The 23,461-nt window shown below is 67.3% G+C and carries 18 protein-coding genes and 2 tRNA genes; 15 read left to right on the forward strand and 5 right to left on the reverse strand.

The window, feature by feature from the left end; all coding sequences use genetic code 11:
* Positions 1–6: 6 nt before the first annotated feature.
* Both AAHB16_RS06255 and AAHB16_RS06260 read right to left on the reverse strand, forming a co-directional pair.
* Positions 7–378 (reverse strand): DMT family transporter, encoded by a 372-nt coding sequence (locus AAHB16_RS06255; protein ID WP_150376928.1) that lies wholly within the window; start codon positions 376–378, stop codon positions 7–9.
* Positions 375–2,108 carry a glycosyltransferase family 39 protein gene (locus AAHB16_RS06260; protein ID WP_342050370.1) on the reverse strand — a complete coding sequence of 578 codons (1,734 nt, stop codon included), beginning with the start codon at positions 2,106–2,108 and terminating at the stop codon, positions 375–377. The genes AAHB16_RS06255 and AAHB16_RS06260 overlap by 4 nt, the downstream gene beginning before the upstream one ends.
* A 336-nt stretch (positions 2,109–2,444) precedes the next feature.
* Between AAHB16_RS06260 and AAHB16_RS06265 the strand changes: the two genes are divergently transcribed.
* Complete coding sequence (locus tag AAHB16_RS06265) at positions 2,445–3,311, forward strand: hypothetical protein (RefSeq protein ID WP_342050395.1); 867 nt, start codon at positions 2,445–2,447, stop codon at positions 3,309–3,311.
* Between the two features lie 83 nt (positions 3,312–3,394).
* On the opposite strand, the gene AAHB16_RS06270 is transcribed toward AAHB16_RS06265, so the two are convergent.
* Positions 3,395–4,090 carry a DUF1120 domain-containing protein gene (locus AAHB16_RS06270; RefSeq protein ID WP_150376931.1) on the reverse strand — a complete coding sequence of 232 codons (696 nt, stop codon included), beginning with the start codon at positions 4,088–4,090 and terminating at the stop codon, positions 3,395–3,397.
* Between the two features lie 160 nt (positions 4,091–4,250).
* Between AAHB16_RS06270 and AAHB16_RS06275 the strand changes: the two genes are divergently transcribed.
* The 14 genes from AAHB16_RS06275 to AAHB16_RS06340 all read left to right on the forward strand — a co-directional run bounded on the left by AAHB16_RS06275 (position 4,251) and on the right by AAHB16_RS06340 (position 18,846).
* The gene (locus AAHB16_RS06275) at positions 4,251–5,381 is read left to right on the forward strand and encodes an acyltransferase family protein (protein ID WP_150376932.1); all 1,131 of its coding nucleotides are present in this window, start codon (positions 4,251–4,253) and stop codon (positions 5,379–5,381) included.
* Positions 5,382–5,544: 163 nt separating this feature from the next.
* The gene (locus AAHB16_RS06280) at positions 5,545–6,783 is read left to right on the forward strand and encodes a GTP cyclohydrolase II (RefSeq protein ID WP_342050371.1); all 1,239 of its coding nucleotides are present in this window, start codon (positions 5,545–5,547) and stop codon (positions 6,781–6,783) included.
* Complete coding sequence (locus tag AAHB16_RS06285; protein ID WP_342050372.1) at positions 6,780–8,081, forward strand: URC4/urg3 family protein; 1,302 nt, start codon at positions 6,780–6,782, stop codon at positions 8,079–8,081. Before AAHB16_RS06280 ends, AAHB16_RS06285 begins: the two co-directional genes overlap by 4 nt.
* A 102-nt stretch (positions 8,082–8,183) precedes the next feature.
* Positions 8,184–8,879, forward strand: a complete 696-nt coding sequence (gene upp, locus AAHB16_RS06290; RefSeq protein ID WP_150376935.1) for a uracil phosphoribosyltransferase — start codon at positions 8,184–8,186, stop codon at positions 8,877–8,879.
* A 14-nt stretch (positions 8,880–8,893) separates the two neighbouring features.
* On the forward strand, positions 8,894–9,562 hold the full coding sequence (locus AAHB16_RS06295) for a TetR/AcrR family transcriptional regulator (protein WP_150376936.1): 669 nt from the start codon (positions 8,894–8,896) through the stop codon (positions 9,560–9,562).
* Between the two features lie 102 nt (positions 9,563–9,664).
* On the forward strand, positions 9,665–10,627 hold the full coding sequence (locus AAHB16_RS06300) for a BMP family protein (protein WP_150377582.1): 963 nt from the start codon (positions 9,665–9,667) through the stop codon (positions 10,625–10,627).
* A 67-nt stretch (positions 10,628–10,694) separates the two neighbouring features.
* Positions 10,695–12,269 (forward strand): ABC transporter ATP-binding protein, encoded by a 1,575-nt coding sequence (locus tag AAHB16_RS06305; protein WP_342050373.1) that lies wholly within the window; start codon positions 10,695–10,697, stop codon positions 12,267–12,269.
* Positions 12,259–13,377, forward strand: coding sequence for an ABC transporter permease (locus AAHB16_RS06310; RefSeq protein ID WP_342050374.1), 1,119 nt, complete (start codon positions 12,259–12,261; stop codon positions 13,375–13,377). The genes AAHB16_RS06305 and AAHB16_RS06310 overlap by 11 nt, the downstream gene beginning before the upstream one ends.
* Positions 13,377–14,327 (forward strand): ABC transporter permease, encoded by a 951-nt coding sequence (locus AAHB16_RS06315; RefSeq protein ID WP_150376939.1) that lies wholly within the window; start codon positions 13,377–13,379, stop codon positions 14,325–14,327. Before AAHB16_RS06310 ends, AAHB16_RS06315 begins: the two co-directional genes overlap by 1 nt.
* A gap of 28 nt (positions 14,328–14,355) precedes the next feature.
* Positions 14,356–15,636: an amidohydrolase family protein gene (locus AAHB16_RS06320; protein ID WP_150376940.1), complete on the forward strand. Its 1,281-nt coding sequence runs from the start codon at positions 14,356–14,358 to the stop codon at positions 15,634–15,636.
* Positions 15,637–15,730: 94 nt separating this feature from the next.
* Positions 15,731–15,817, forward strand: a tRNA-Leu gene (locus AAHB16_RS06325).
* 447 nt (positions 15,818–16,264) lie between these two features.
* Positions 16,265–16,984, forward strand: a complete 720-nt coding sequence (locus tag AAHB16_RS06330; protein WP_342050375.1) for a hypothetical protein — start codon at positions 16,265–16,267, stop codon at positions 16,982–16,984.
* A 132-nt stretch (positions 16,985–17,116) separates the two neighbouring features.
* Positions 17,117–17,193, forward strand: a tRNA-Arg gene (locus AAHB16_RS06335).
* Positions 17,194–17,427: 234 nt separating this feature from the next.
* Positions 17,428–18,846, forward strand: coding sequence for a DUF1254 domain-containing protein (locus AAHB16_RS06340; RefSeq protein WP_342050376.1), 1,419 nt, complete (start codon positions 17,428–17,430; stop codon positions 18,844–18,846).
* A gap of 23 nt (positions 18,847–18,869) precedes the next feature.
* Here the strand turns inward: AAHB16_RS06340 and AAHB16_RS06345 are convergent, their stop codons facing one another.
* Both AAHB16_RS06345 and metE read right to left on the reverse strand, forming a co-directional pair.
* On the reverse strand, positions 18,870–21,026 hold the full coding sequence (locus tag AAHB16_RS06345) for a TonB-dependent receptor family protein (RefSeq protein ID WP_342050377.1): 2,157 nt from the start codon (positions 21,024–21,026) through the stop codon (positions 18,870–18,872).
* A 139-nt stretch (positions 21,027–21,165) separates the two neighbouring features.
* On the reverse strand, positions 21,166–23,448 hold the full coding sequence (metE, locus tag AAHB16_RS06350; RefSeq protein WP_342050378.1) for a 5-methyltetrahydropteroyltriglutamate--homocysteine S-methyltransferase: 2,283 nt from the start codon (positions 23,446–23,448) through the stop codon (positions 21,166–21,168).
* Positions 23,449–23,461: the final 13 nt, after the last annotated feature.

The following is a 23,461-nucleotide window of genomic DNA, read 5'->3' on the forward strand; positions in this document are numbered from 1 at the left end:
GATTTCCTATGAGCGGGCGATCAGGAAGACGCCAGCCAGGATCAGCAGGATGCCGGCCACGCGCAACGGGCCGATCATCTCACCAAACAGCCACCAGGCGGCCAGTGCGTTGACCACGTACCCGAGGGACAGCATCGGGTAGGCGATCGATACATCGACGCGCGACAGCCCGATGATCCACACGCCGACGCTGATCACGTAGAGCGTCAGGCCGCCGAGCACGGGCCACTGCGTGATCACACGGAACGCGGTGTCCAGCAAGGTCGCGCGATCGAGCGTGATGGCGCCCACCGCGTTGGTGCCGGCCTTGAGCAGCAGCTGCGCGCATGCATTGAGCAGCACGCCGGCAAAAATGAAAGCGAAGGTCGAGAGCGTCATGAAGCGGGTTTCGTCTGTTCGGATTGCGCCGGCAGCGGGAAGTTGCTGACGACCACGCGGCGCACGTCCCGTGCGACCACATGCATCGGCACCTGCTGCGCCCGCAGGCCTTCATAGGTGTCGGGCGACATGATACCCAGCGCGGGCTGGCCATCGTTCCATTTGGCGATGAACGCGGCCACGGTGGGAATCCACCGGTCGGGCGCCTGCGTGACACCGAATTCGAGTTCGTCCGGGTGTTCGACCATGGTCAGCGTGTGGCCGAGGTAGAACGGCAGGGTGTGATCGAGCACGCCGACGCCGTAGAACGGCATGTCGGGCTTGAGCACGGCGCGGATCGCGGGCAGCAGGTCCACGCCGGAAGCGCGCCGGCCCATGACCTCGTGGCCGAGCAGCGCCACGGTGCAGCACAGGTACAGCCCGAGCGCATAGGCCGTGATGCTCGGGAACAGCCCGCGCGTCCGCAGCAGGCGGCGCGCGGCGATCGCGCCCGCCAGCAGCACCACGAAGGCGGCACCGACCCAGATCGCGAACAGCCGGTAGACCGCGTTCGGCGTGGACGGCTTGTCGAGCGTGGCGAGATACGGCGTGGCCAGCAGCCCGACCACGGCCAGCACGAGCATCGCATTGATCTGCCGGTTCCACGAGCGCTCGTTGATATGGTCGAGCGCCACGCCGGCGAGGATGGCGAGCGCCGGAAAGATCGGCACGATGTAGCCCGGCAGCTTGGAACTGGACAGGCTGAAGAACGCGAAGATCGCGATGGCCCACACGGCAGCCAGCAATGCGGGCTGGAACGGCTTGCAGCCGGCACCGCGTTGGGCGGTCAGGTCGGCCCCCGCCCGCTCGCGGATCTCGCTCCACATCCGCGGGAGCAGGCCCAGCCACGGCAGGAAGCCCGCGACGAGCAGCGGCACGAAGTACCAGATGCTGCCCTTGCGCTCGTGCACGGTGGACGTGTAGCGGTCCCAGTGTTCGTGGATAAAGAAGAAATGCGCGAATTCGGGATTGCGGGAGTCGATGAGCCAGAACCAGGGCACCGTCACGACCAGCATCACGACGATGCCGGCAACGAGGTGCAGGCGGCGCCAGAGGCCGATATCGCGCGTGATCAGCGTGTAGACCACGAGCACGAGGCCCGGCAGCGCCAGGCCCACAAGGCCCTTGGTCAGCACCGCGACGCCCATCGCGGCCCAGCAGGCCAGCATCCAGTTGCGCCGGGCGGCGGGCGTGGCCGAGGGGTGCTGCGCGACGAGCATGAACGCGAGCACGCAGGCGAGCGCGCCGGACAGCGTCATGTCGAGGGAATTGAAATGGCCGGCCACGCTCCACATCGGCGCGGCGACCAGCGCGAGGCCGGTCAGCAGGGCCACGCGCGGGCCATACCAGCGCACGGCGGCGAACATCGACGCGGCAAGGCCCACGATGCCGGACAGCGCCACGCACAGCCGGGCCTGCCAGTCGCCCACGCCGAACAACGTATAGGAGAGCGCCGTCACCCACATATGGAAGGGCGGCTTCTCGAAGTACTTGAGGTCGTTGTAGCGAATCGTGACCCAGTCCCCGCTCAGGAACATCTCGCGCGAAATCTCGGCGTAGCGGCCCTCGTCGGGGCGCAGCAGATGGCGGGCGTCGAGCGTGCCGAACCATACCACCAGAATCGCGATGGCCACCATGGCGATCATGCCGACGGGCAGCCCGGCGAGGCGCGAGGGCGAGGAACTGCGCATAGATCTCCTGGATTGGGCCGGATCCGGCGGCGCGGCCGGCATGGCAGACCACGGACAACGCGGCATGCCTGCATTCGGTGGACAACAGAGGTGCTGCAATTGAGACCGTCATCGTCATGACGGTTCCCCACGCAGTGCCCCGTCGGGGCACCATGGCGTTCGGGCGCGCAATGTTAGCACGAGCGCATCCCTGTGCCCGATAGGACATGGGCCGATAAACCCTTGGACGCGATTTCGCGCAATACTGACGGGTGCAGATTAAGCAAGCCTTAAGTTTCGCCGGATTGTTGACTTAAAGTGACTAAAAGAACACAAAAATACGGCTCCCTGATGGCGATGGCGCTGCTCGCCGGGCCGGCGCTCGCACAGACCGCACCCGATGCAGCGCCCGGCGCCGCACCGGCCGACGCGGCCGCCATCGTGCAGGCGGTCACGCAGCCGATGGCGACCGCGCCGATGCCGGCAGGCGCCGCGCTATGCGAGGCGCCGTGGTTCCGCTCGGGGTCGCGCGTGCAAATGGAGGGCGACGGCGACATGCCGATGTCCATCACGATGATCCTGCGCGAGGTCATGCGCTGGGACACGGGGTGCAGCGCGCAGCTCGAGGTCAGGTCCAAGTCGGCGCTGGCGGCGCTCAAGGGGCCGCCCGTGGACACGAACCAGATGCACGAGATCAACATCGACCGCCGCGGGGCGACGGCCAAGACCAGTATCGACAGCCGCAATGCCGTGATCAATGCGCGGGCGAAATATGCGCGCGTGTTCGGTGAAGCGGCGTTTCGGGGCAGCGGCGTATTCAATTACGCGGGCCTCGATATCCGCGAGGGCATGATGCTCGAGGGCGAGATGTTCCGGTCGAGCGTCTCGCTCAAGATCTACCCGATTGCCAAGGACGAGGTAGTAGGGTCGATCCAGGCGCTGTATGCGACCGTCCTCGTTGGCTCGCGCCACGTCGGGCGCAAGCAGATGATCGATACCGTGATGGGTCGCAAGGAATGCCTGCCGATTACCTACGAGAAGCGCACCTCGCTGGGTCCGCTGCAGGTCGGCGACGAATATCTGCAGGTGGAGCCGAGCCTGCTGAACGTGACCGACTGGTACTGTCCGTCCGAAGCGTTCGTGCTCCGGACCGAGATCCGGCAGAACAACCGGTTGCAACGCGTGGACGTGACGGCTATGGAGATCGACCCGCCCGACCGGTAACGTCGCGGCGCGCAAGGCCGCGACGCTCCTGACTCGCCCGACTCGCCTGACTCGCTCGCTGCGCGTCACGGCTTGCACGCGGTTTACAGGTAGACGAGGGACAGCGTCGCCGAGCCGTCCAGCTCGATCGTCTGGTCCAGCTTGGGCAGCGCGTCCGCCTTCGGCAGGTAGGCGTCCACGCGCAGCGGCGTCTGGAACTGCCGCCGTGCCGCCGGGGTGGTCGAGCCGGGTTCGGCCCAGCTCAGCATGGAGACGCCGTCGGCGCGGAGCGTACGCAACGAGTTGCGTGCCCAGTTCCGGCCCTTGTCGTCCGAGATCAGCAGCGCGACCTCGCCTTTCTCGGTAGCGGCCGTGGCGCCGGGCGTGATCGTGTAGGCGCCGAGCTTGAATTCGTTGAACTTGCCGAGCCCGAAACCATACAGGTCGATGCCGGTGATGTCGGCACGCGTGCCGACGCGATTGTCCCTGACGGCGACGCCCACGCGCGTTTCCAGCTCGCAATGGATGGTCAGCACCACCTCGCGCTGGCCGGGCGAGTAACCCGCCGTGCTCTTCGAGACGACCGTGGCGGAGATCGTGCCGTAGTCCACTTCTCCGTTCTCGGACAGCGCGATGCGGCAGGCGGACGGGCGGATATTGCCCCGGACGCTGACGTCGCTGTTGTCGTTCGCCGCCATGGCGGCGGGCGCGACGCCTAGCGCGACACCGAGCGCGGCCGCGAGCGCAACGGAAGGGAAAGAACGGGAAAAAGGAGAGAAAACGAGGGAGGTGACGCTCATTAGTGAACTCCGCGTGGTGGAAGTGCACCATTGTGATAATCCATGTGACGAATGGTAATCGCCGTTCTCCGATAATGCGCGGTATGCACCGCATCGGACAGGTTACGCACCACAAGGTAGAATGCTGCCCTTCGCGTAACTTCGCCGTCACCCCATAACAATGAGCTCCCGTCCGTCCCGGATGGCGTGCATCGACGCCCTCAAGGCGGTCAGTTCCCAGCTGATCGTGCTGCACCATCTGTCCTTCTACGGCCCCATGTCCGATGCGGCCCACTCGCTCGCGCCCGGCCTGATCGACTGGATGTCGGACTACGCGCGGATTGCCGTGCAGGTCTTCCTCGTCATCAGCGGATTCCTCGCCGCACGCAGCCTCGCGCCGGGCGGGCATCTGCTGGTGCGGAACCCGGTCGCCACCGTGTGGCGACGGTACCGCAAGCTGGTGGTGCCCTATGCGGCCGCGATCGGCGTCAGCATCGTGGGCGCCGCGCTCGCGCGAAGCTGGATGGTGCACGACTCGATTCCGGCCGCGCCCCATGTGAAGCAGTTCCTCGCGCACCTGCTGCTGCTGCACAGCGTGCTGGATGTGGACGCGCTGTCCGCCGGCGTCTGGTACGTGGCCATCGACCTGCAGTTGTTCGCGTTGCTGATTGGCGCGCTGTGGCTGGCGCGCGCGGGCTCGGCCGCGGGGCTGGCGGGGACTGACGGCCGCCCCTGGGGCATGCCGCTGGTGGCGGCGCTCGCGGTGGCCTCGCTGTTCTGGTTCAACCGCGATGCCGCCTGGGACGTTTGGGCGATCTATTTCTTCGGCGCTTACGGTGCGGGCTCGCTGGCGTTCTGGGCATCGGACAAGTCGCGTTCCTCGCGCGCGCTCGTGGCGCTTGCCGCCGTGGGCGTGGCGGCGCTGGCCGTGGACTTCCGGCTGCGCATCGCGGTGGCGCTGGCCACGGCCCTCGTCCTCGCGATCGCGCGGCGCGGCGGCTGGCTCGAAGACTGGCCGCGCGGGCGCGTGGCCGCCTATTTCGGCAAGATTTCCTACTCCGTCTTCCTCGTGCACTTTCCGGTCTGCCTCGTCGTGAACGCGTTCGTGCACCATGTGGCGCCCGGGCAGCCGGTGCTCAACGCGCTGGGCATGGTGCTCGCGTGGGTCGCGAGCAACGTGGCGGGGGCGCTGTTCCACCGTCACGTGGAAAGCCGGGACCTCGCGGGCCAACTGGCGGCGCAGTGGAAGGTCCTGTGGAAGGCGTGGTGGGCGCGCGACCCCGCCCCTGCCTCGCGGACGACAAAGATCTGAGCACGGCACGCGTCGGACTGGTGCGGCGCGCACACTGCCGGTGCGCGTCTGGACCGTTGCCTGGCGCGCACACTCGTTAAAACCCGATTGGTCTATGGCATGAAGGTTGCCTACTATGGAATCGTAAACCTGACCATTTGGTCAGGATTCCAGTGAGGCTTCCATGTCCGATCACATCGTCCTGACCTCGCATGCCCGGCGCGACAAGCCGGCCGAAGCGATCCACTGGGGCGCGCCGACTGCGGTCGAGCGGGGCCCGGTGATCGCGAGCGTCACCGACCCCGCGCAGCGGAACGTGATCGGCACCCATGCGGGTGCCTACGCGATCTATCGCGCGCTGGCCGTGGCGGCCGGCAACCTGCAGCGCGCGCACCGTCCCGATCTCACGGACACGGCGCCGGCCGAGGCGATCGGCCCGCATCCGCAGTGGGGCGACGCCGGCAAGATCGTATCGCTCGACCCATGGGGGCATCTGGTCTCCACGGCGTTCGAGGACCGCATCGCGGCGGGCGTCGATATCCGCCCGACCATCGCCGTCACGCGCGCCCATATCAACATGCCCGAACTCACCGCGGCAATCGCGGCCGGACGGCTCGCGCCCGATGGCGAGATCCTGTTCGCGAACGGGGACGTGCGCGTGACCAAGGCCGCGATCGATCCGGTGTGGTACCTGCCCGGTATCGCCGAGCGTTTCCATATCAAGGAGAGCGTGCTGCGGCGCAGCCTGTTCGAGCAGACCGGCGGCATGTTCCCCGAACTCGTGACGCGGCCCGACCTGAAGGTGTTTCTGCCACCGATCGGCGGCATGACGCTGTATTTCTTCGGCGATATCGCGAAGCTCGGGCAGGACGACACGCGCGTGGCCTGCCGCGTGCACGACGAATGCAACGGGTCCGATGTCTTCGGCTCCGATATCTGTACCTGCAGACCCTACCTCGCGCATGGCATCGAAGTCTGTATCGAGATGGCGCAGCAGGGTGGAGTCGGCCTGGTGGTCTATAACCGGAAGGAAGGGCGCGCGCTGGGCGAGGTGACCAAGTTCCTGGTCTACAACGCCCGCAAGCGCCAGGTGGGCGGCGATCGCGCGGAAACCTACTTCGCGCGGACCGAATGTGTGGCGGGCGTGCAGGACATGCGCTTCCAGGAATTGATGCCCGACGTGTTCCACTGGCTCGGCATCCGGCGTATCGACCGCTGGGCCTCGATGAGCAACATGAAACACGGCGCGCTGACGGCGCAGGGTATCGAAGTGGTGGAGCAGGTGGCGATTCCCGAGGCGCTGATTCCGGCGGATGCGCGCGTGGAGATCGACGCGAAGGTGGCTGCCGGCTATTTCACGCACTACACGCCGCCCGATGCCAACGAACTCGCTCTCGCGAAGGGCAGGGGGTTGAACGAATGAACGAATTTCCGGAGCGTCCGGCAAGCGGGCATGACGAGGGCAACGGTAGCGGCTGGCACAGCCCCGTGCCGCCCGATCATCGGGCCAGCCCGTTGCTGACCGCCGAAGCGGTGCGCACGCATTGCGCCACGGTGACCGAGTACGTGGCGGCGGGCGAGTCGTCGTTGTTCACCTGGCATCCCGACCGGGTCCATGCGATCGCGGATTACGTCGCCACGACGATCCGCCGCCGCTATCCCGACCTGCAGGTGCCCTATCACAGCCGCTGGCGGCATTTCGAGGCCGGCGCGCCCGGCGAGAAGGTGGACCGCTGGCAGATCCTGTGCGAGCGCGCGGGGCTGTCCGGTGCCGACCATTGCGCCGAACGCGCGCGTATCGGCATCGACCTCGTCATCCCGAGCGTGCTGCTCGATGCGGGCGCGGGCCCGGACTGGCGCTATCGCGATCCGGCCAGCGATATCAACCTGACGCGTTCCGAAGGCCTCGGCGTGGCGAGCTTCGACCTGTTCGCGCGCGGCGGCTTCTCGGCCGAGCACGGCGATCCGCTGCGCGCGGACGGCGAACGGCTGATGCGCATCGATGCCTCGACCATCGCCAACGCGTTCCAGGTGGCGCAGCACAACCCCATCGTCGGGCTCGAAGGACGCGCGGGCCTGCTGCGCCGGCTCGGCGAGGTCGTGCAGGCCACGCCGGCGGTGTTCGGCGCGCCCGCGCGGCTCGGCAATCTGTTCGACTACATCGCGGGCCATGCGCGCGACGGCCGCGTGGAAGCGGGCTTCGTATTGCGCACGCTGCTGATCGCGCTCGGTCCCGTGTGGCCGGGCCGGATCGTGATGGACGGGATCTCCCTTGGCGATTGCTGGCAGCATCAGGCGGCACCGGACGGGCTCGTGCCGCTGCACAAGCTCACGCAGTGGCTCACGTATTCGCTGATCGAGCCGCTCGAGGACGGCGGTCTCACGGTCACGGGCCTCGATGCGCTGACGGGCCTGCCCGAGTATCGCAACGGCGGGCTGCTGTTCGACTTCGAGCTCATGAAGCCGCGCGACCCGGCGTTTGCCGCGGGCGTGCATACCGTCGATGAACCCGTCATCGTGGAATGGCGCGCGCTGACGGTGACCGGACTCGATCTCGTGGCCGATGGCGTGCGGCAGGCGCTGGGCCTGAGCGAGGCGGACTTCCCGCTCGCGCGCGTGCTCGAAGGAGGCACGTGGGCCGCGGGGCGGCGCATCGCCGCGCAGCGGCGCGAGGGCGGCCCGCCGCCGTTCGCGATCCAGAGCGACGGCACCGTGTTCTAAACGAAGCAGCAGGATATTGGCAGCATTGCATCGGGCGACGGGCACCCGTCCGTCGTCTTTCGTCTGGCCTTCCGTCTTAGCGACCGATCTGAGGAGCACACCATGACCGACCTGTCCGCCGTGCCCACGGCAGTGGAAGCCTTTGCCGAAACGACCGCGAGCGCGCTGTCGCCATCGGTGCTGGTCGTCAATCATCCGCTGGTGCAGCACAAGGTCACGCTGGTGCGCAGCGAGGAGACCACGACCGACAACTTTCGCCGGCTGGTGCGCGAGATCAGCCAGTTGCTGACGTACGAGGCCACGCGCGACCTCGCGATGGAAACAGTGGCCATCCGCACGCCGGTCGCGCCGATGCAGTCGCCGGTGCTGTCGGGCAAGAAGCTGTGCCTCGTGTCGATCCTGCGCGCGGGCAACGGCTTCCTGGACGGCATGCTGGAATTGCTGCCCGCCGCGCGCGTCGGGCATATCGGGCTGTACCGCGATCCGGAGACGCTGGAGCCCATCGAGTACTACTTCAAGATGCCCGAGGACATCGGGGAGCGCCTCGTGATCGTGGTCGATCCGATGCTCGCCACGGGGAACTCGGCCATCGCGGCGCTCAACCGGCTCAAGGAAGCGGGCGTGACGGCGCTCAAGTATGTGTGCCTGATCGCCTCGCGGCAGGGGCTGCGCGCGCTGCAGGCCGCGCACCCCGATGTACTGATCGTCACGGCGGCGATCGATGAAACGCTCAACGAGCACGGATATATCGTGCCGGGACTCGGCGATGCCGGCGACCGGCTTTATGGCACCAAATGAGAAATACAGCAGGCATGACGGCCGCATCCGCTCCGGCGAATGCCGTGGCGGAAGCGGCGCGTGAACCCGGCGGGCGCATCCGCCAGGAGAACGAGGCATTGATCATGCGCGCGGCGGAACACGTGTTCGCGCGCGCGGGGTTCGCGGGGGCAACCATGGCGGAGATCGCGCTGCGCGCGGGCGTGCCGAAGTCGAACCTCCATTACTACTTCCGTACCAAGCAGGCGCTGTATCGGGCCGTGCTCGCGCACACGCTGCACCTCTGGCTCTCGGAGACGGATATCATCACGGCCGATCATGCGCCGCGCACGGCGCTGGAGCAGTACATCCGCGCCAAGATGCGGCTGTCCGAAAGCCATCCCGATGCGTCGCGCGTGTTCGCCAACGAGCTGCTGCACGGCGCGCCCGAGATCGGCGGCGTGCTGCGCGAAGCGTTGCGCGAGCTCGTCGCGCGCAAGGCGGTGGTGATCCGGCAGTGGATCGCCAGCGGGCAGATGGCGGCCGTTGACCCGCATCATCTGTTCTTCACGATCTGGGCGGCCACGCAGACCTACGCCGACTTCGAGGCACAGGTCTGCGCGGTGCTGGGCGTGGCGGAGCTCGACGCGCGCACGTTCGACGATGCGACCGAGCATCTGGTCGCCTTGCTGTTGCGCGGTTGCGGGATCGCGGCGGACGCCTGAACAAGTTATCAACGCAGTCAAACGAAAAAGGGGAAGGAAGTCATGAAGACTGAACGGGTAGAAATCGTGCGCCGACAGCGCCGTCTGGTGATCGCGCTGGCCATGGCCGGCACGGCGGCCGTGGCCATGGGCACCGCGCCGGGCGCGCATGCGCAGGCCAAGGTCAAGGTGGCGGCGGTGTACACGGTACCCGTGGAACAGCAGTGGGTGTCGCGCATCCACAAGGCGCTCAACGAAGCGAAGGCCCGCGGCGAGATCGATTACGTGTTCTCGGAAAGCGTGTCGAACGCGGACTACGAGCGTGTGCTGCGCCAGTATGCGGAGCAGGGCTCGGCGCTGATCCTGGGCGAGTCGTTCGCCGTGGAGTCGGCGGCGCGCAAGGTGGCCAAGGACTATCCGAAGACCGCATTCCTGATGGGCTCGTCGGGCAAGCCGCAGGCGCCCAACTTCTCGGTGTTCGACAACTACATCCAGGAACCGTCGTACCTCACCGGCATGATCGCGGGCGGCATGACCAAGACCAACCATATCGGCATGGTGGGCGGTTATGCGATTCCCGAGGTCAACCGCCTGATGCACGCATTCATGGAAGGCGCGCGCGAAGTCAATCCGAAGGTCAAGTTCACGGTGAGCTTCATCGGCTCCTGGTTCGATCCGCCCAAGGCCAAGGAAGCGGCCTTTGCGATGGTCGACAAGGGCGCGGACATCCTGTACGCGGAGCGCTTCGGGGTGTCCGATGCGGCCAAGGAACGGAACAAGCTGGCGATCGGCAACGTGATCAACACGCAGCCGCAGTATCCGAACACGGTCGTCGCCTCGGCGCTGTGGAACATGGAGCCGACCGTCGCGGCCGCGCTGGCGAAGGTCAAGGCCGGGCAGTTCAAGAACGAGGACTATGGCCAGTACTCGCTGATGAAGTACAAGGGCGCGGAGCTCGCGCCGCTGGGGACCTTCGAGGGCAAGGTGCCGGCCGATCTGATGGCCAAGGTCAAGGCGAAAGAGAAAGCGATTCTCGATGGCAAGTTTGCGGTGAAGGTGGTGGAGACCGAGCCGAAGTCCAATTAAACTTCTGCCCTCACTCCCGGCCCCTCTCCCCCAGCGGGGAGAGGGGCACCGATCTTTTCTACATACGATGTCGAATTCCCCACCGCCGGTGCTGCGCCTGACCGGTATCACCAAACGCTTCGGCAGCCTCGTCGCCAACGACGATATCTCGCTCGAACTGCATCGCGGCGAGGTGCTCGCGTTGCTCGGCGAGAATGGCGCCGGCAAGAGTACGCTCGTCAATATCCTGTTCGGCCATTACGTGGCCGACGCCGGCACCGTCGAGATCGACGGGCAGCCGTTGCCTCCGGGCCAGCCGCGCGCCGCGCTGGCCGCCGGCATCGGCATGGTCCATCAGCACTTCACGCTCGCGGACAACCTGTCCGTGCTGGACAACATCCTCATCGGCACCGAACCGCTGTGGCGCTGGCGCCAGCAGCGCGGCGCCGCGCGCGCACGCGTGCAGGAGATTGCCGCGCGCTTCGGGCTGGCCGTGGATCCGCAGGCGCGCGTGGGCGCGCTGTCGGTGGGCGAGCGTCAGCGGGTGGAAATCATCAAGGCGCTCTATCGTGGCGCGCGGGTGCTGATTCTCGACGAGCCGACCGCCGTGCTCACGCCGCAGGAGGTGGACAGCCTGTTCGGCACGCTCGCGCAGCTGATCGCGGAAGGCCTGTCGGTCGTCTTCATCAGCCACAAGCTCGACGAGGTCATGCGTGTATCCCATCGCGTGGCGGTGCTGCGCGGCGGCAAGCTCGTCTCGACGGGCGCCACGCGGGAGACCAGCAAGGCCGAACTGGCCGAACGGATGGTGGGCCGGCGCGTGGAGATGCCGGTTCGCGACGCGAGCCGCACGGTGGGCGAAGTCGTGGCGAAGCTCGACCGCGTGAGCGTGGCGGCCGGCGACGGCCATGGCGCGCTGACGGACATCTCGCTGACGCTGCATGCGGGCGAGATCGTCGGCATTGCCGGCGTCTCCGGCAACGGGCAGGTGGCGCTGGCCGAACTGATGAGCGGCATCGCGACGCCGTCGCACGGCAGCGTGACCCTTGGGGGCCAGCCGCTTGCGGCCGTGCCGCGGAAATGGATCGAGGCCGGCGTGGCGCGCATTCCCGAAGACCGGCATGCACAAGGCACGGTCGGCGACCTCTCGCTATGGGAGAACGCGATTACGGAACAACTGGGCAATCCCGCCTTCGTGCGCGGCGGCGTCATTCGACGCGGCGCCGCGCGCGCATTCACGCGCGGCCTGATCGAACGCTTCGACGTGCGCGGCGGCGGCGCCGAAGTGGCCGCGCGCAATCTGTCTGGCGGCAATATGCAGAAACTGATTCTCGGCCGCGCGCTGTCGGTGCGCGGCGACCAGGCACCGCGACTCGTCGTCGCGAGCCAGCCGACATGGGGGCTCGATATCGGCGCGGTGGCCTATGTGCGGCGCCAGCTGCTGGAAGCCGCGGCGCAGGGCGCGGCCGTGCTGCTGATTTCCGAAGACCTCGACGAGTTGCGCGCGCTGGCCGATCGCGTCGCGGTGATCCACAGCGGTCACCTGACCGCGGCACGGCCCACCGAGGCCTGGACGCTCGCGTCGCTCGGCCTCGCCATGGCGGGCGAGGGCCACGGCGAAGCGCATGCCAACGACCGCATGGAGGCCATCGATGCGGCTTGAGGCAAGAACTTCCGTTTCGCGGCTGGCGCTGTTCGGCGCGCCGTTCGGGGCGATCGTCGTCACGCTGGCCGTCTGCGCGCTGCTGGTCGCATGGGCCGGCGCACCTGTGGGCCGCGCCTATCTGCTGCTGCTCGAGGGCGGTTTCGGCTCGCGCTTCGCGTGGTCGGAAACGCTGACGCGCGCGACGCCGCTGATGCTGACCGGCCTGGCCGTGGCGGTCGCCTTCCGGACGCGGCTGTTCAATATCGGCGCCGAAGGGCAGCTTTATCTGGGCGCGCTGGCCGCGGTGGCGGTGGGCGGGCAGGTCGATGGCGGTATGCCGGCATGGGTGGGCTCGCTGCCGGAGGCGGCGCAGGTGTGGGTGCTGTTCGCCGCGATGGTGGCGGCCGGCATGATTGCCGGCGCGTTGCTGCTGCTGGTGCCGGCCATGCTCAAGCTGCGCCTCGGCGTGGACGAAGTGGTGACCACGCTGCTGCTCAACTTCATCGTGCTGCTGCTGGTGTCGATGATGCTGGACGGCCCCATGAAGGATCCGCTCGCGATGGGCTGGCCGCAGTCGGTCGCGCTGGTGCCCGAGCTCGAGCTGTCGCGCCTGATGGAGCGGTCCCGCGTGCATAGCGGGCTGATCGGCGCGGTGCTGCTGGCCATGGTGGTCTGGGCCATCAACCGCTTTACCGTGTTCGGTCTGCAAATGCGCGCGGTGGGCGCCAATGCGCGCGCGGCCGCATTCGCGGGCATGCCCGTGGCGCGCGTGACCGTGCTGGCGGCATTGCTGTCGGGCGCGCTGGCGGGCCTTGCCGGCGTGGTCGAGGTGGCCGGCCGCACGGGCTACCTGACACTCGATATCTCGCCCGGCTACGGCTACGCGGGCGTGGTCATCGCGATGCTGGCAGGGCTCCATCCGCTGGGCGTGGTGGCTGCCTCGATCTTCGTGGCGGGCATCCTGGTGGGCGCCGACGGCATGAGCCGCGCGGTGAACGTCCCCAATACCATCGCCGACGTGATCGTCGCGGTGGCACTGATCTCGATGCTGGTGGCGACGATGCTCGCGCGATATCGCGTCCGCTTCGACGGTATCCGTTTCGGCCGCAGCGGGAGGGCCGGGTAATGGAACTGCTCGATATCCTGTCCGGCGCCCCGTTCTGGGTCGCCGTGCTGCGCGTGGGCACGCCGCTGATCTTCGGCACGCTGGGTGTGCTGCTCTGCGAGCGCGCGGGTGTGCTGAACCTCGGCATCGAAGGCATCATGGTGGCCGGTGCATTCTCGGGCTGGCTGGCCGTGTATCACGGCGCGCCGCTCTGGGGCGGCGTGGCGGTGGCCGCCGGCGTGGGCCTGCTGTTCGGGCTGCTGCATGGCGTGCTGACCGTGTCGCTGGCGCTGTCGCAGCACGTGGCCGGGCTCGGGGTGACGATGCTCGCGACGAGTCTCTCGTACTACGCGTACCGGCTGGGCTTTGCTTCGGTCTCGACGCCGCCGACGATCACGCCGTTCGCGCCGATGACGTGGCTCGAAGGCATTCCCGTGATCGGTCGCGTGCTGGGGGCGGAAACCGCATTGACGCTCCTTGCGCTGCTGCTCGCGCCCGTGCTTGCGTGGCTGCTGTATCGCACGCCACTGGGGCTCGCCATCCGCATGGTCGGCGAGAATCCCGCCGCGGCCGAGGGGCAGGGCATCCGCGTGGGCGCGATGCGCATCGGCGCCGTGATGGCCGGTTCCGCGCTCATGGCCGTGGGCGGCGCGTTCCTGACCACGTCGGCATTCAACGCGTTCTTCTTCAATATGGTGAACGGCCGTGGCTGGATCTGCGTGGCGCTTGTCGTCTTCGCCTCGTGGCGGCCGGGCCGCGCGCTGCTCGGCGCATTGCTGTTCGCGGCGTTCGACGCGCTGCAGCTGCGCCTGCAGCAGGGCGGCGCGAGCCTGCCGGGACTGCCCGCGCTGCCGTATCAGTTCTATCTGATGCTGCCGTATCTGCTGTCGATTCTCGCGCTGGTGCTCGTGGCGCGGCGCGCGGCGTATCCTCAGGCGCTGATGAAGCCGTACCGCAAGGGCGAGCGCTGACCCCAATACTGGATAACTTCCTCACATCATGTTCGATCTGATCCTGCGTCATTGCACGCTGCCCGACGGCCGCAAGGACGTCGATATCGCCATCGAGGGCGGCCGTATCGCCGCCGTCGAGGCAAACCTCGCGGCACAGGCCAACGAAGAGATCGACGCGGCGGGTCAGCTGGTCACGCCGCCGTTCGTCGATGCGCACTTCCATATGGACTCGACGCTCTCGTTCGGGCTGCCGCGCGTGAACCAGTCCGGCACGCTGCTCGAGGGCATCGCGCTGTGGGGCGAGCTCAAGCCGCTGCTGACGCAGGAGGCGCTCGTGGAGCGCGCGCTCGCGTACTGCGACTGGGCCGTGGCCAAGGGCCTGCTCGCGATTCGCTCGCACGTCGACGTCTGCGATCCGCGGCTGCTGGCCGTGGAGGCGCTGCTGCACGTGCGCGAACGCGTCAAGCCGTATCTGGACCTGCAGCTGGTGGCGTTCCCGCAGGACGGCGTGCTGCGATCGCCGTACGCGCTGGACAACCTGCGGCGCGCGCTCGATATGGGCGTGGATGTGGTCGGCGGTATTCCGCATTTCGAACGCACGATGGCGGACGGTGCCGCTTCGGTGGCGCTGCTGTGCGAGGAAGCCGCCGCGCGCGGCCTGCGCGTGGACATGCATTGCGACGAGAGCGACGATCCGATGTCGCGGCATATCGAGACGCTGGCCAGCGAGACGGTGCGGCTCGGCCTGCAGGGACGCGTGACCGGGTCGCACCTGACGTCGATGCATTCGATGGACAACTACTACGTGTCCAAGCTGCTGCCGCTGATGCGCGAGGCGGGGGTGGCCGCGATTGCCAACCCGCTGATCAACATCACGCTGCAGGGCCGGCACGATACGTATCCGAAGCGGCGCGGGATGACGCGTGTGCCGGAACTGCTGGCCGCTGGCGTGCCGGTGGCGTTCGGGCACGACTGCGTGATGGATCCCTGGTACAGCCTCGGCACGGGCGACATGCTCGAGGTCGCGCATATGGGGCTGCACGTGGGGCAGATGACGGGGCAGGACGCGATGCGTGCGTGCTTTACCGCGGTAACGGAGACGCCGGCGCGCATTCTCGGACTCGAAGGCTATGGCATCGCGCCCGGCTGCCGCGCGGATCTGGTACTGCTGCAGGCGGGCGATCCGGTCGAGGCGCTGCGTCTGCGCGCGACGCGTTTGCTCGTGCTGCGCGCGGGCAAGATCGTGGCACGCACGCCGGCGGCCACGGCGACGCTCGATCTGCCGGGACGCCCTTCGGCCGTGGACTTCCGTCTGCATCGCGGGTGAAGATTTTTTGCGATAGGGTGTTGACAGAGATCTGCCTGGTCAGCATAATTGCGTTCTTCGCTTCGCAAACACAGCAACACGTTAGCGCGACGAAGCCCAGATGGCGGAATTGGTAGACGCACTAGGTTCAGGTCCTAGCGGTGGCAACACTGTGGAGGTTCGAGTCCTCTTCTGGGCACCAATTTTGAAAGCCCTGCTCATCGAGCAGGGCTTTTTCAATTCTGCGCCCAGAAAGGGAAGTCCTGAGGACTTCCCGCGAGGACGAGAAAAGGCTGCGCTTGCAAGCGCAGCCCGGGGTCGCGCATGGGTGACCGAGTCCTCTTCTGGGCACCAATTTTGAAAGCCCTGCTCATCGAGCAGGGCTTTTTCAATTAAAGCCCGCGGCAACGCGGGCTTTTTTGCGTCTGGCCGGTCTGCACGGCACCCCACATTCGTAGCTAACCATTGCATGGGCACTGGCCTATGCTCAAATCGATCGGGCACGATAACGCCCGGCGAGGTGGTTGCCATGACCATGCGGCTGCATGTGGGAGAGAGGGGTGCCGGGCACTGTCCCGGTGGCGCACGTTCTGTCGCCGCGGATATCCGCCTCCGATGTTTCCTGCATGGTTGCTGTCTGCTCGCGCTGATGCTGAGCGCGCTGTCACGGGCCGAGTATGCGGATGGCCTGCTCGTCGCCGCCAATCTTCCCGAGCCCGGTCCGGCCGAGATCGTCAGCGCGACGACCGAGGCCGCGGCCGAGGTGCCAGCGAGCGCGCCAGGCGAGGTCATGACGCTCGCCTCGTTCGGACCGCCGCCGCTTTCGCACCAGACCGTCGACGTCGACTACGCGCCGCCATCATCGCGCTCACCGGGTGCGACGGCGAATCGCATGTCGGGCACGCGAGGCATGTCCCTGCACCTCGACGACGTGACCACCGCCACGGGTTTTGCCGATAGCCGCATTCGCGCGCTCGCGCTCGCGCTCGATGCGGAGGTGCCGCGCATGGGCGGCGTCACGATCCAGCCGCGTGTCGAGGTTGCCTACCGGCCATCGAACACGGCGCTGCCCGCGTTCATGGATCCGCAGTCGGAGGTCAGCGCCACCGGTCTTGCCGTGCGGCTATACGGCTCCCGGCCCACGCGCCTGTCCGGCGTGTATCCGTTCGTCGAGGCGGACTGGTGGCAGGACAATCGCGCCAAGGTCATCAACATCAACGGGACGCGCATCGATACCGATCTGCTGCGCGGGCTGTTCTCGTTCAATGTTGGCGCGCACGGCAATCCTGCGACGGGGCTGAAGGTCTGGTTCAAGGCGAAGGCGGGCAGCAACCCGAGCGCGACGATCGGCGCGCGGTATCGTTGGTAACCAAAGCGGTGGTAACCAAAGCGATGGTGACCAAAGCGATGGTGATCAAAGCGGTGGTGCGGGCCCGATGAAAATGTTGCGTGGAAGGGGGTTGCGCAAATCAGAAACTGCGATACAATTGCGGCCTCGCGTGCGGCTGTAGCTCAGTTGGATAGAGTACTTGGCTACGAACCAAGGGGTCGTGGGTTCGAATCCTGCCAGCCGCGCCACCTATGCGAAAACAAAAGCCCGGAGCTCCGCTCCGGGCTTTTGTTTTTTGTGCGCGCGGTTTTGTACGCCGCCTCCGGTGTGTTCGTTTCCCCCTAAATCAGCCGTTCGGGTCATTGACACTGGCAGGGCCGGGAGACATCATTCGTCGGGAATACAGATGCGCCTCCGAGGCGACACGGCCGCTGCGCCACATGTCTCCGGAAGGCCGCCCGATGCTCAAGGGAAACGGGGTCATGAATCCTTCGATACGCCAGCTGGCGAGCGTGGTCACGCTCGCCGTCCTCATATCCGCGTGCTCGACCGCGCCGCCACCCGCGCCTGCCGAGACCGCCGTCGTGCAGGCGCCCTCCGACCAGGCGATGAAGTCGCTCTCTGCCGAGGTCTTCACGTTTGGCTATCCGCTCGTGCTGATGGACGTCACGCGCGAGATCATGACGGTCAAGACGCCAATCAATACCTTCAGTCACCGCCGCTCGTTCTTCGATGGCGCGTTCACGGACGTCGTCACGCCGAATGCCGACACGCTGTATTCGACGGCGTGGCTCGACGTCTCGCACGAACCCGTCGTGCTGTCGTTACCGGATACCGCCGGCCGCTTCTATCTGATGCCGATGCTCGATGCATGGACCAACGTCATTGCGTCGCCGGGCAAGCGCACGACCGGTACGCGGCGCGGCGCGTTTGCGATCGTCGGGCCCGAGTGGAAGGGCACGTTGCCGAAGGGTGTGAAGGAGATTCGTTCGCCGACGGCGATGGTGTGGATCGTCGGGCGGACGCAGGTCAATAGCCGGCAGGATCTTGCCGCCGTGCATCGTCTGCAGGACCAGTATCGTCTGGTGCCGCTGTCGGTCTGGCAGAAGGGCGGCCGCGTGGCGCCCGCGCCGGCCGCGCCGCGGGCCACGATGATCGATACCGAGTCGTCGCCCGCCGAGCAGGTGGCCGCGATGGACGCGCAGGCCTTCTTCAGCCGCCTGGCCGCGCTGCTGCCCGACAATCCGCCGGCACCGGCCGATGCGCCGATGGTCGAGAAGATGACGCGCATGGGCATCGTGGCGGGCGAGCCGTTCAAGACGACCGTGCTGGAACCTTCCACCGCGCGTGCGGTGCAGGAAGGCGCGACGGCGGCGTTGACGGGCATCGCCGCGCAGGTCAAGAAGGCCGAGGCCGGCGATACCGGATGGCGAGTCTGGCATGAGGGCGGCGGGTATGGCACCGATTACGTGGCGCGCGCCACGGTGGCCATGATGGGTCCCGATCTGAATCTGCCCGAGGACGCCGTGTACCCCACCGCGCGCGCGGATGCGACGGGGCGGCCGTTCGATGGGGGCAGCCGGTACGTGCTGCACTTCGACAAGAGCCAGCTGCCGCCGGTAAAGGCGTTCTGGTCGCTGTCGCTGTACAACAGCCAGCAGGTGTTCGTGAGCAATCCGATCAACCGGTATTCGATCGGTAGCCGCGACCGGCTGCGGTACAACCGCGACGGATCGCTGGATATCTATATTCAATACGACCGGCCGGCGAACGCCGCGCAACAGGCCAACTGGCTGCCGGCGCCGCCCGATGCGTTCAACCTGATGCTGCGCGCTTACTGGCCCGATCAGGCGTTGCTGGATGGGGACTGGATACCGCCGGCAGTGCAACGGGTGAACTGAGGGAGGGGGGGGCTCCCCCCCTCTCAAAATTTGTACTTCACCCCCGCATACAGGGCCCGGCCATTGCCCGGATAGAACAGCGCGGTATTGGTCGCCGTCCGCAGGTCCGCGACCGTACTCACGTCGCTGATGTAACGACGGTTCGACAGGTTGCGCGCATCGAGGAACAGCGTCACGCCACGCGCGCGACCTTCGAGCTCGTAGCTGGCCTGCACGCCGAACAGCACATACGCCGGCACCTGCTGCGTATTCGCGTAATCGACATACGCCCCGCTCGGCACCCAGTCGATCGTTCCCGCCACCCGCAGCCGCTGTTGCCGGCTATACGCGAGCGTCGTGCGCAGTACGTGCCGCGGCACGCCCGCGATGCGGTTGTTGCCGTAGACCGGATCGTTGTCGAAGCGGAAGTCGCTGAAGTTCCACAACTGCGACACCGTGAACTTGTCGCCCTTGCCGACGATGTCGTGCAACACGTCCGCGCTGGCGCCGAGCTCCACGCCCTGCAGCACCGTCTTGTTCGCATTGAACGTCGACGCCGGCACGTCCGGGCTGACCGTGTATTGCAAGAGCTGATCGCGTACGAGCGAGCGGTAGAGCGTGACGTCCCACCCGTAGCGATCGGTCTGTCCGCGCGTGCCGGCCTCGACCGTCCACCCGCGCTGCTGCGCCAGCGGCACGAAACGGTTCGTGGTGCCGATGGTCTGGTTCAGGTCCGAGAAGTCGGGCACATCGGCGCTGCGCGTGATATCGACGAACGCCTGCACGTGCTTCGCGGGCTCCCATAGCAGACCGAACTTCGGATTCACGCCGCTATAGGTCGTGGCATCCGCGCGCGGTGTGGGGCTCGCGGGCAGGCCGCCGAAGTCCGTATAGTCGCGCCGGCTGCGATAGGCCTTCGCGCCGGCCATGATCGCCACGGTCGGCACCACGTAAAGACGGTCCTCGAGGTAGGCCTCGTAGTTGTAGGCATCCTGCCGCGCATTGAGCGTCTGCGCGCCGCGATCGCCGCTGACGTTCACGTACTGGCGCGCGTCGTTGTTGCCGCCAAGGAAGCGCGCGCCCGCAATGATCTGGTTGCGCAGACGGCCGACCGCGAAGTTGCCGGTATAGCGCGGCGCAAAGCCGTAGGTCCACGCGTCCTGGTCGATGACCTGGAAGATCGGGTGGTAGAGGCTCTTGTGCACGACCCACGAGGTGAAGTCGAGTTGCCCGTTGTCGAGCTTGACGCTGGTCACGTTGGCCAGCCGCTCGGTGCGCGTGTTGCGCGCCTGATCGCCCGCCAGCGCGCTGGCCGAGGCCATGCGGGGGTTGTGCAGCGCCTGATCGAGCGTGAGCGAGCCGGGCAACAGCTGATCGACGATATACGCGCCGAAGTAGAAACGCGTTTCCACGGCGGGGCTGAAGCGGTAGCCGAAGTTTGCGTTCAGTTGCTCGTACTGGCCGCGCTCGTGGCTGCGATAACCCTCGGCGTGATTGACGGTCAGGTTGGCGAGAAAGTCGAACGCGCCGATCTGGCGCGAGACCTGCGCGCTGGCGCGTGCCGTGCCGAAGCTGCCGCCGTCCACGCGCACCATGTTGGGCGCGTCGGCAGTGAGCGCCGTGGGCGTGGTGAAGTTGATCGCGCCGCCGAGCGTGGTGCTGCCATAGGCGAGGCCATTGCCGCCCTTGTAGATCTCCGTGGCGGCGAGGCCGAGCGGATCGATCTGGTAGTAATCGCCGCTGCCGTCGGCAAAGTTGGTCGGCACGCCGTCCTGCAGCAGATCGAGCCCGCGCGCATGGAAGCCGCGGGCGATGCCCGAGCCGCGGATCGACAGCCGCAGTTCCTGTCCGTAGCGTTCTTCCACGTAGACGCCGGGCGCGTCCTTGAGCACGTCGCGCAGGTTGCTGGCGTAGGTATCGCTATAGGAGGCCGCATCGACGAAGCCGACCGAGCCGGCCGACTGGAACAGCGACTCGCGTTGCCGCGCGATGCCCGGCGCGGTGAGCGAGCCGTTGGCATTCGCGGTGGCCGTGACCGCGGGCAGCACGCGGACCTCCGGCGTGGACACGGCCGACGGCGGATCGCCCGCCGTCGATGCGGACGGGCTGGCGGACGGGCTGGCGGATTGCGCGGCGGCAATGCCCGTCAGCGCGGCGGCTGGCAACACCGACAGGCGGCGCCAGGCTGTGATTCGTTTCATGACCTTCCTTGCGGCCGGACGATGTGCTTCCGCGAGCAGATGCCATCGGCCTGATCTTATGGGCTCGACCGCAAGGATAGGAATGTGCGGGCGCGGACGCCATGTGACACAGCGCCGCATTGGCCATCGAGGTGATGTCCTACGCCGCGAGGCGTGCGCGCAACTGATGCGTGGCCGCGACCATGTTCGTCAGCGCGGCCTCGGTTTCCGGCCAGCCGCGCGTCTTGAGCCCGCAGTCCGGATTGACCCACAGCCGTTCCGGCGGAATCACTTCGCACGCGCGCTCGAGCAGCCGCGCGATGGCCGACACCTCGGGAACGCGCGGCGAGTGGATGTCGTAGACACCGGGCCCGATCTCGTTGGGGTAGGCGAACGCGCCAAAGCCCTCGAGCAGCTCCATGGCGGAACGCGACGTCTCGATCGTGATGACGTCGGCGTCCATCGCCGCGATGGCGGGCAGGATATCGTTGAACTCGGCATAGCACATATGCGTATGGATCTGCGTCCGGTCCGCGACGCCCGACGCGGACAGCCGGAAGGCTTCCACCGCCCATTCCAGATATGCGGGCCACTCCGATGCGCGTAGCGGCAAGCCTTCACGCAGCGCGGGCTCGTCGATCTGGATCACGCGGATGCCGGCCGCCTCGAGGTCGCAGACCTCGTCGCGTATGGCGAGCGCGAGCTGGCGCGCCGTGGCCGCCCGGGGCTGATCGTCGCGCACGAACGACCACTGGAGCATCGTGACGGGGCCCGTCAGCATGCCCTTCATCGGACGCTCGGTCAGGGACTGGGCGAAGCGCGTGGTATCGACGGTCATCGGTTCGGGGCGGTAGACGTCGCCATAGATCACGGGCGGCTTCACGCAGCGCGAACCGTAGCTCTGGACCCAACCGTTCTCCGTGAACGCATAGCCGCACAGCTGCTCGCCGAAGAACTCGACCATGTCGTTACGCTCGGCCTCGCCATGCACGAGCACATCGAGCCCTAGTGCCTCCTGCCTGCGCACGGCGTGCGTGATTTCCGCGCGCATGCGTTCGAGGTAGGCCAGCGCGCCAAGCTCGCCGCGCCGGTGCGCGGCACGCGCCTGACGGATGGCCGGCGTTTGCGGAAACGAGCCGATGGTAGTGGTCGGCAGCGGCGGCAGCTTGAGCGATGCGCGTTGCAGCGCGTTGCGCGCGTCGAACGGACTCTGGCGCGTGGCCATCTGCGGCGTGATGGCGGCAAGGCGCTTGCGCACCGAGGCATTGACGACGCGCCGCGAGGATTGCCGCGACTGGCGCGCGGCATCCGACGCCATCAGTTCCGCAGCGACGGCGGCCTCGCCGTGCGTCAGCGCCGTGGCCAGCACGCGCAGTTCGTCAAGCTTCTCGGTGGCGAATGCAAGCCACGACCGCAGTTCCGGATCGAGGCGCGTTTCGGTCTCGAGCGAGACCGGCACATGCAGGAGCGAACACGACGGGGCCAGCCAGAGTCGATCGCCTAGCGCATCGTGCAACGGCCGCAGCCGTGCGAGCGCCGCGCGCAGGTCGGTGCGCCAGATATTGCGGCCGTCGATGATGCCGGCCGAGAGCACTGCCTGCGCGGGCAGCACGCGCAGCCATGCATCGAGTTGCCCGGGCGCGCGCACGAGGTCGAGGTGAAAACCGTGCACGGGGAGCGCGGCCACGCGCGCGGCATGCGGGGCGGTCGTGCCGAAGTAGGTGGCCAGCAAGAGCTTGATGCCGAGGCCGCCGAGCGACTGGTAAGCCGTGTCGCAGGCATCGAGCCAGCGCGCGTCGAGGTCCGTGCACAGCGCGGGCTCGTCGATCTGGACCCATTCGATGCCGCGCGCGGCAAGCTGCGCGAGGATGCGCTGGTACGCGGCCACGACGCGTGGCAGCAGCGACAGCCGATCGAAGCCGGCGACATGGCTCTTGGCCAGCCACAGGTAGGTGATGGGGCCGATCAGTACGGGGCGCGTCTTGTGCCCGAGCGCCAGGGCTTCGCCGATCTCATCGAAGAACCACGATGGCCCGCCGTCGAACGTACTGTCCGCATCGAGTTCCGGCACGAGGTAGTGGTAGTTCGTGTCGAACCATTTGGTCATTTCCATCGCGGGCTGCGCCGCGTTGCCGCGCGCCAGTTCGAAGGATTGCGCCAGCGTCAGCCGCGCGGCATCGAAACCGAAACGGCGGGGCAACGCGCCGAGCAGCGCCGTTGTCGACAGGACCTGGTCGTACCACGTGAAGTCCCCGGCCGCGACATGGGCGAGGCCGTGCTCGGCCTGCAGTTGCCAGTGGCGGCGCCGCAATGCGGCACCGGTCTCGCGCAACGGGGCCTCGGCGTCCGCCTTCATGCCGTCGCGCCAGAACGATTCCAGCGCGAACTTGAGTTCGCGGCGCGCGCCGATGCGCGGAAAACCGAGCGTGTGAGTGTGTGCCATGTCTGCGTGCGGA

This window comes from Cupriavidus sp. OTU4054, from assembly GCF_038440175.1.
GTDB classification, from domain to species: Bacteria; Pseudomonadota; Gammaproteobacteria; order Burkholderiales; family Burkholderiaceae; genus Cupriavidus; species Cupriavidus pauculus_D.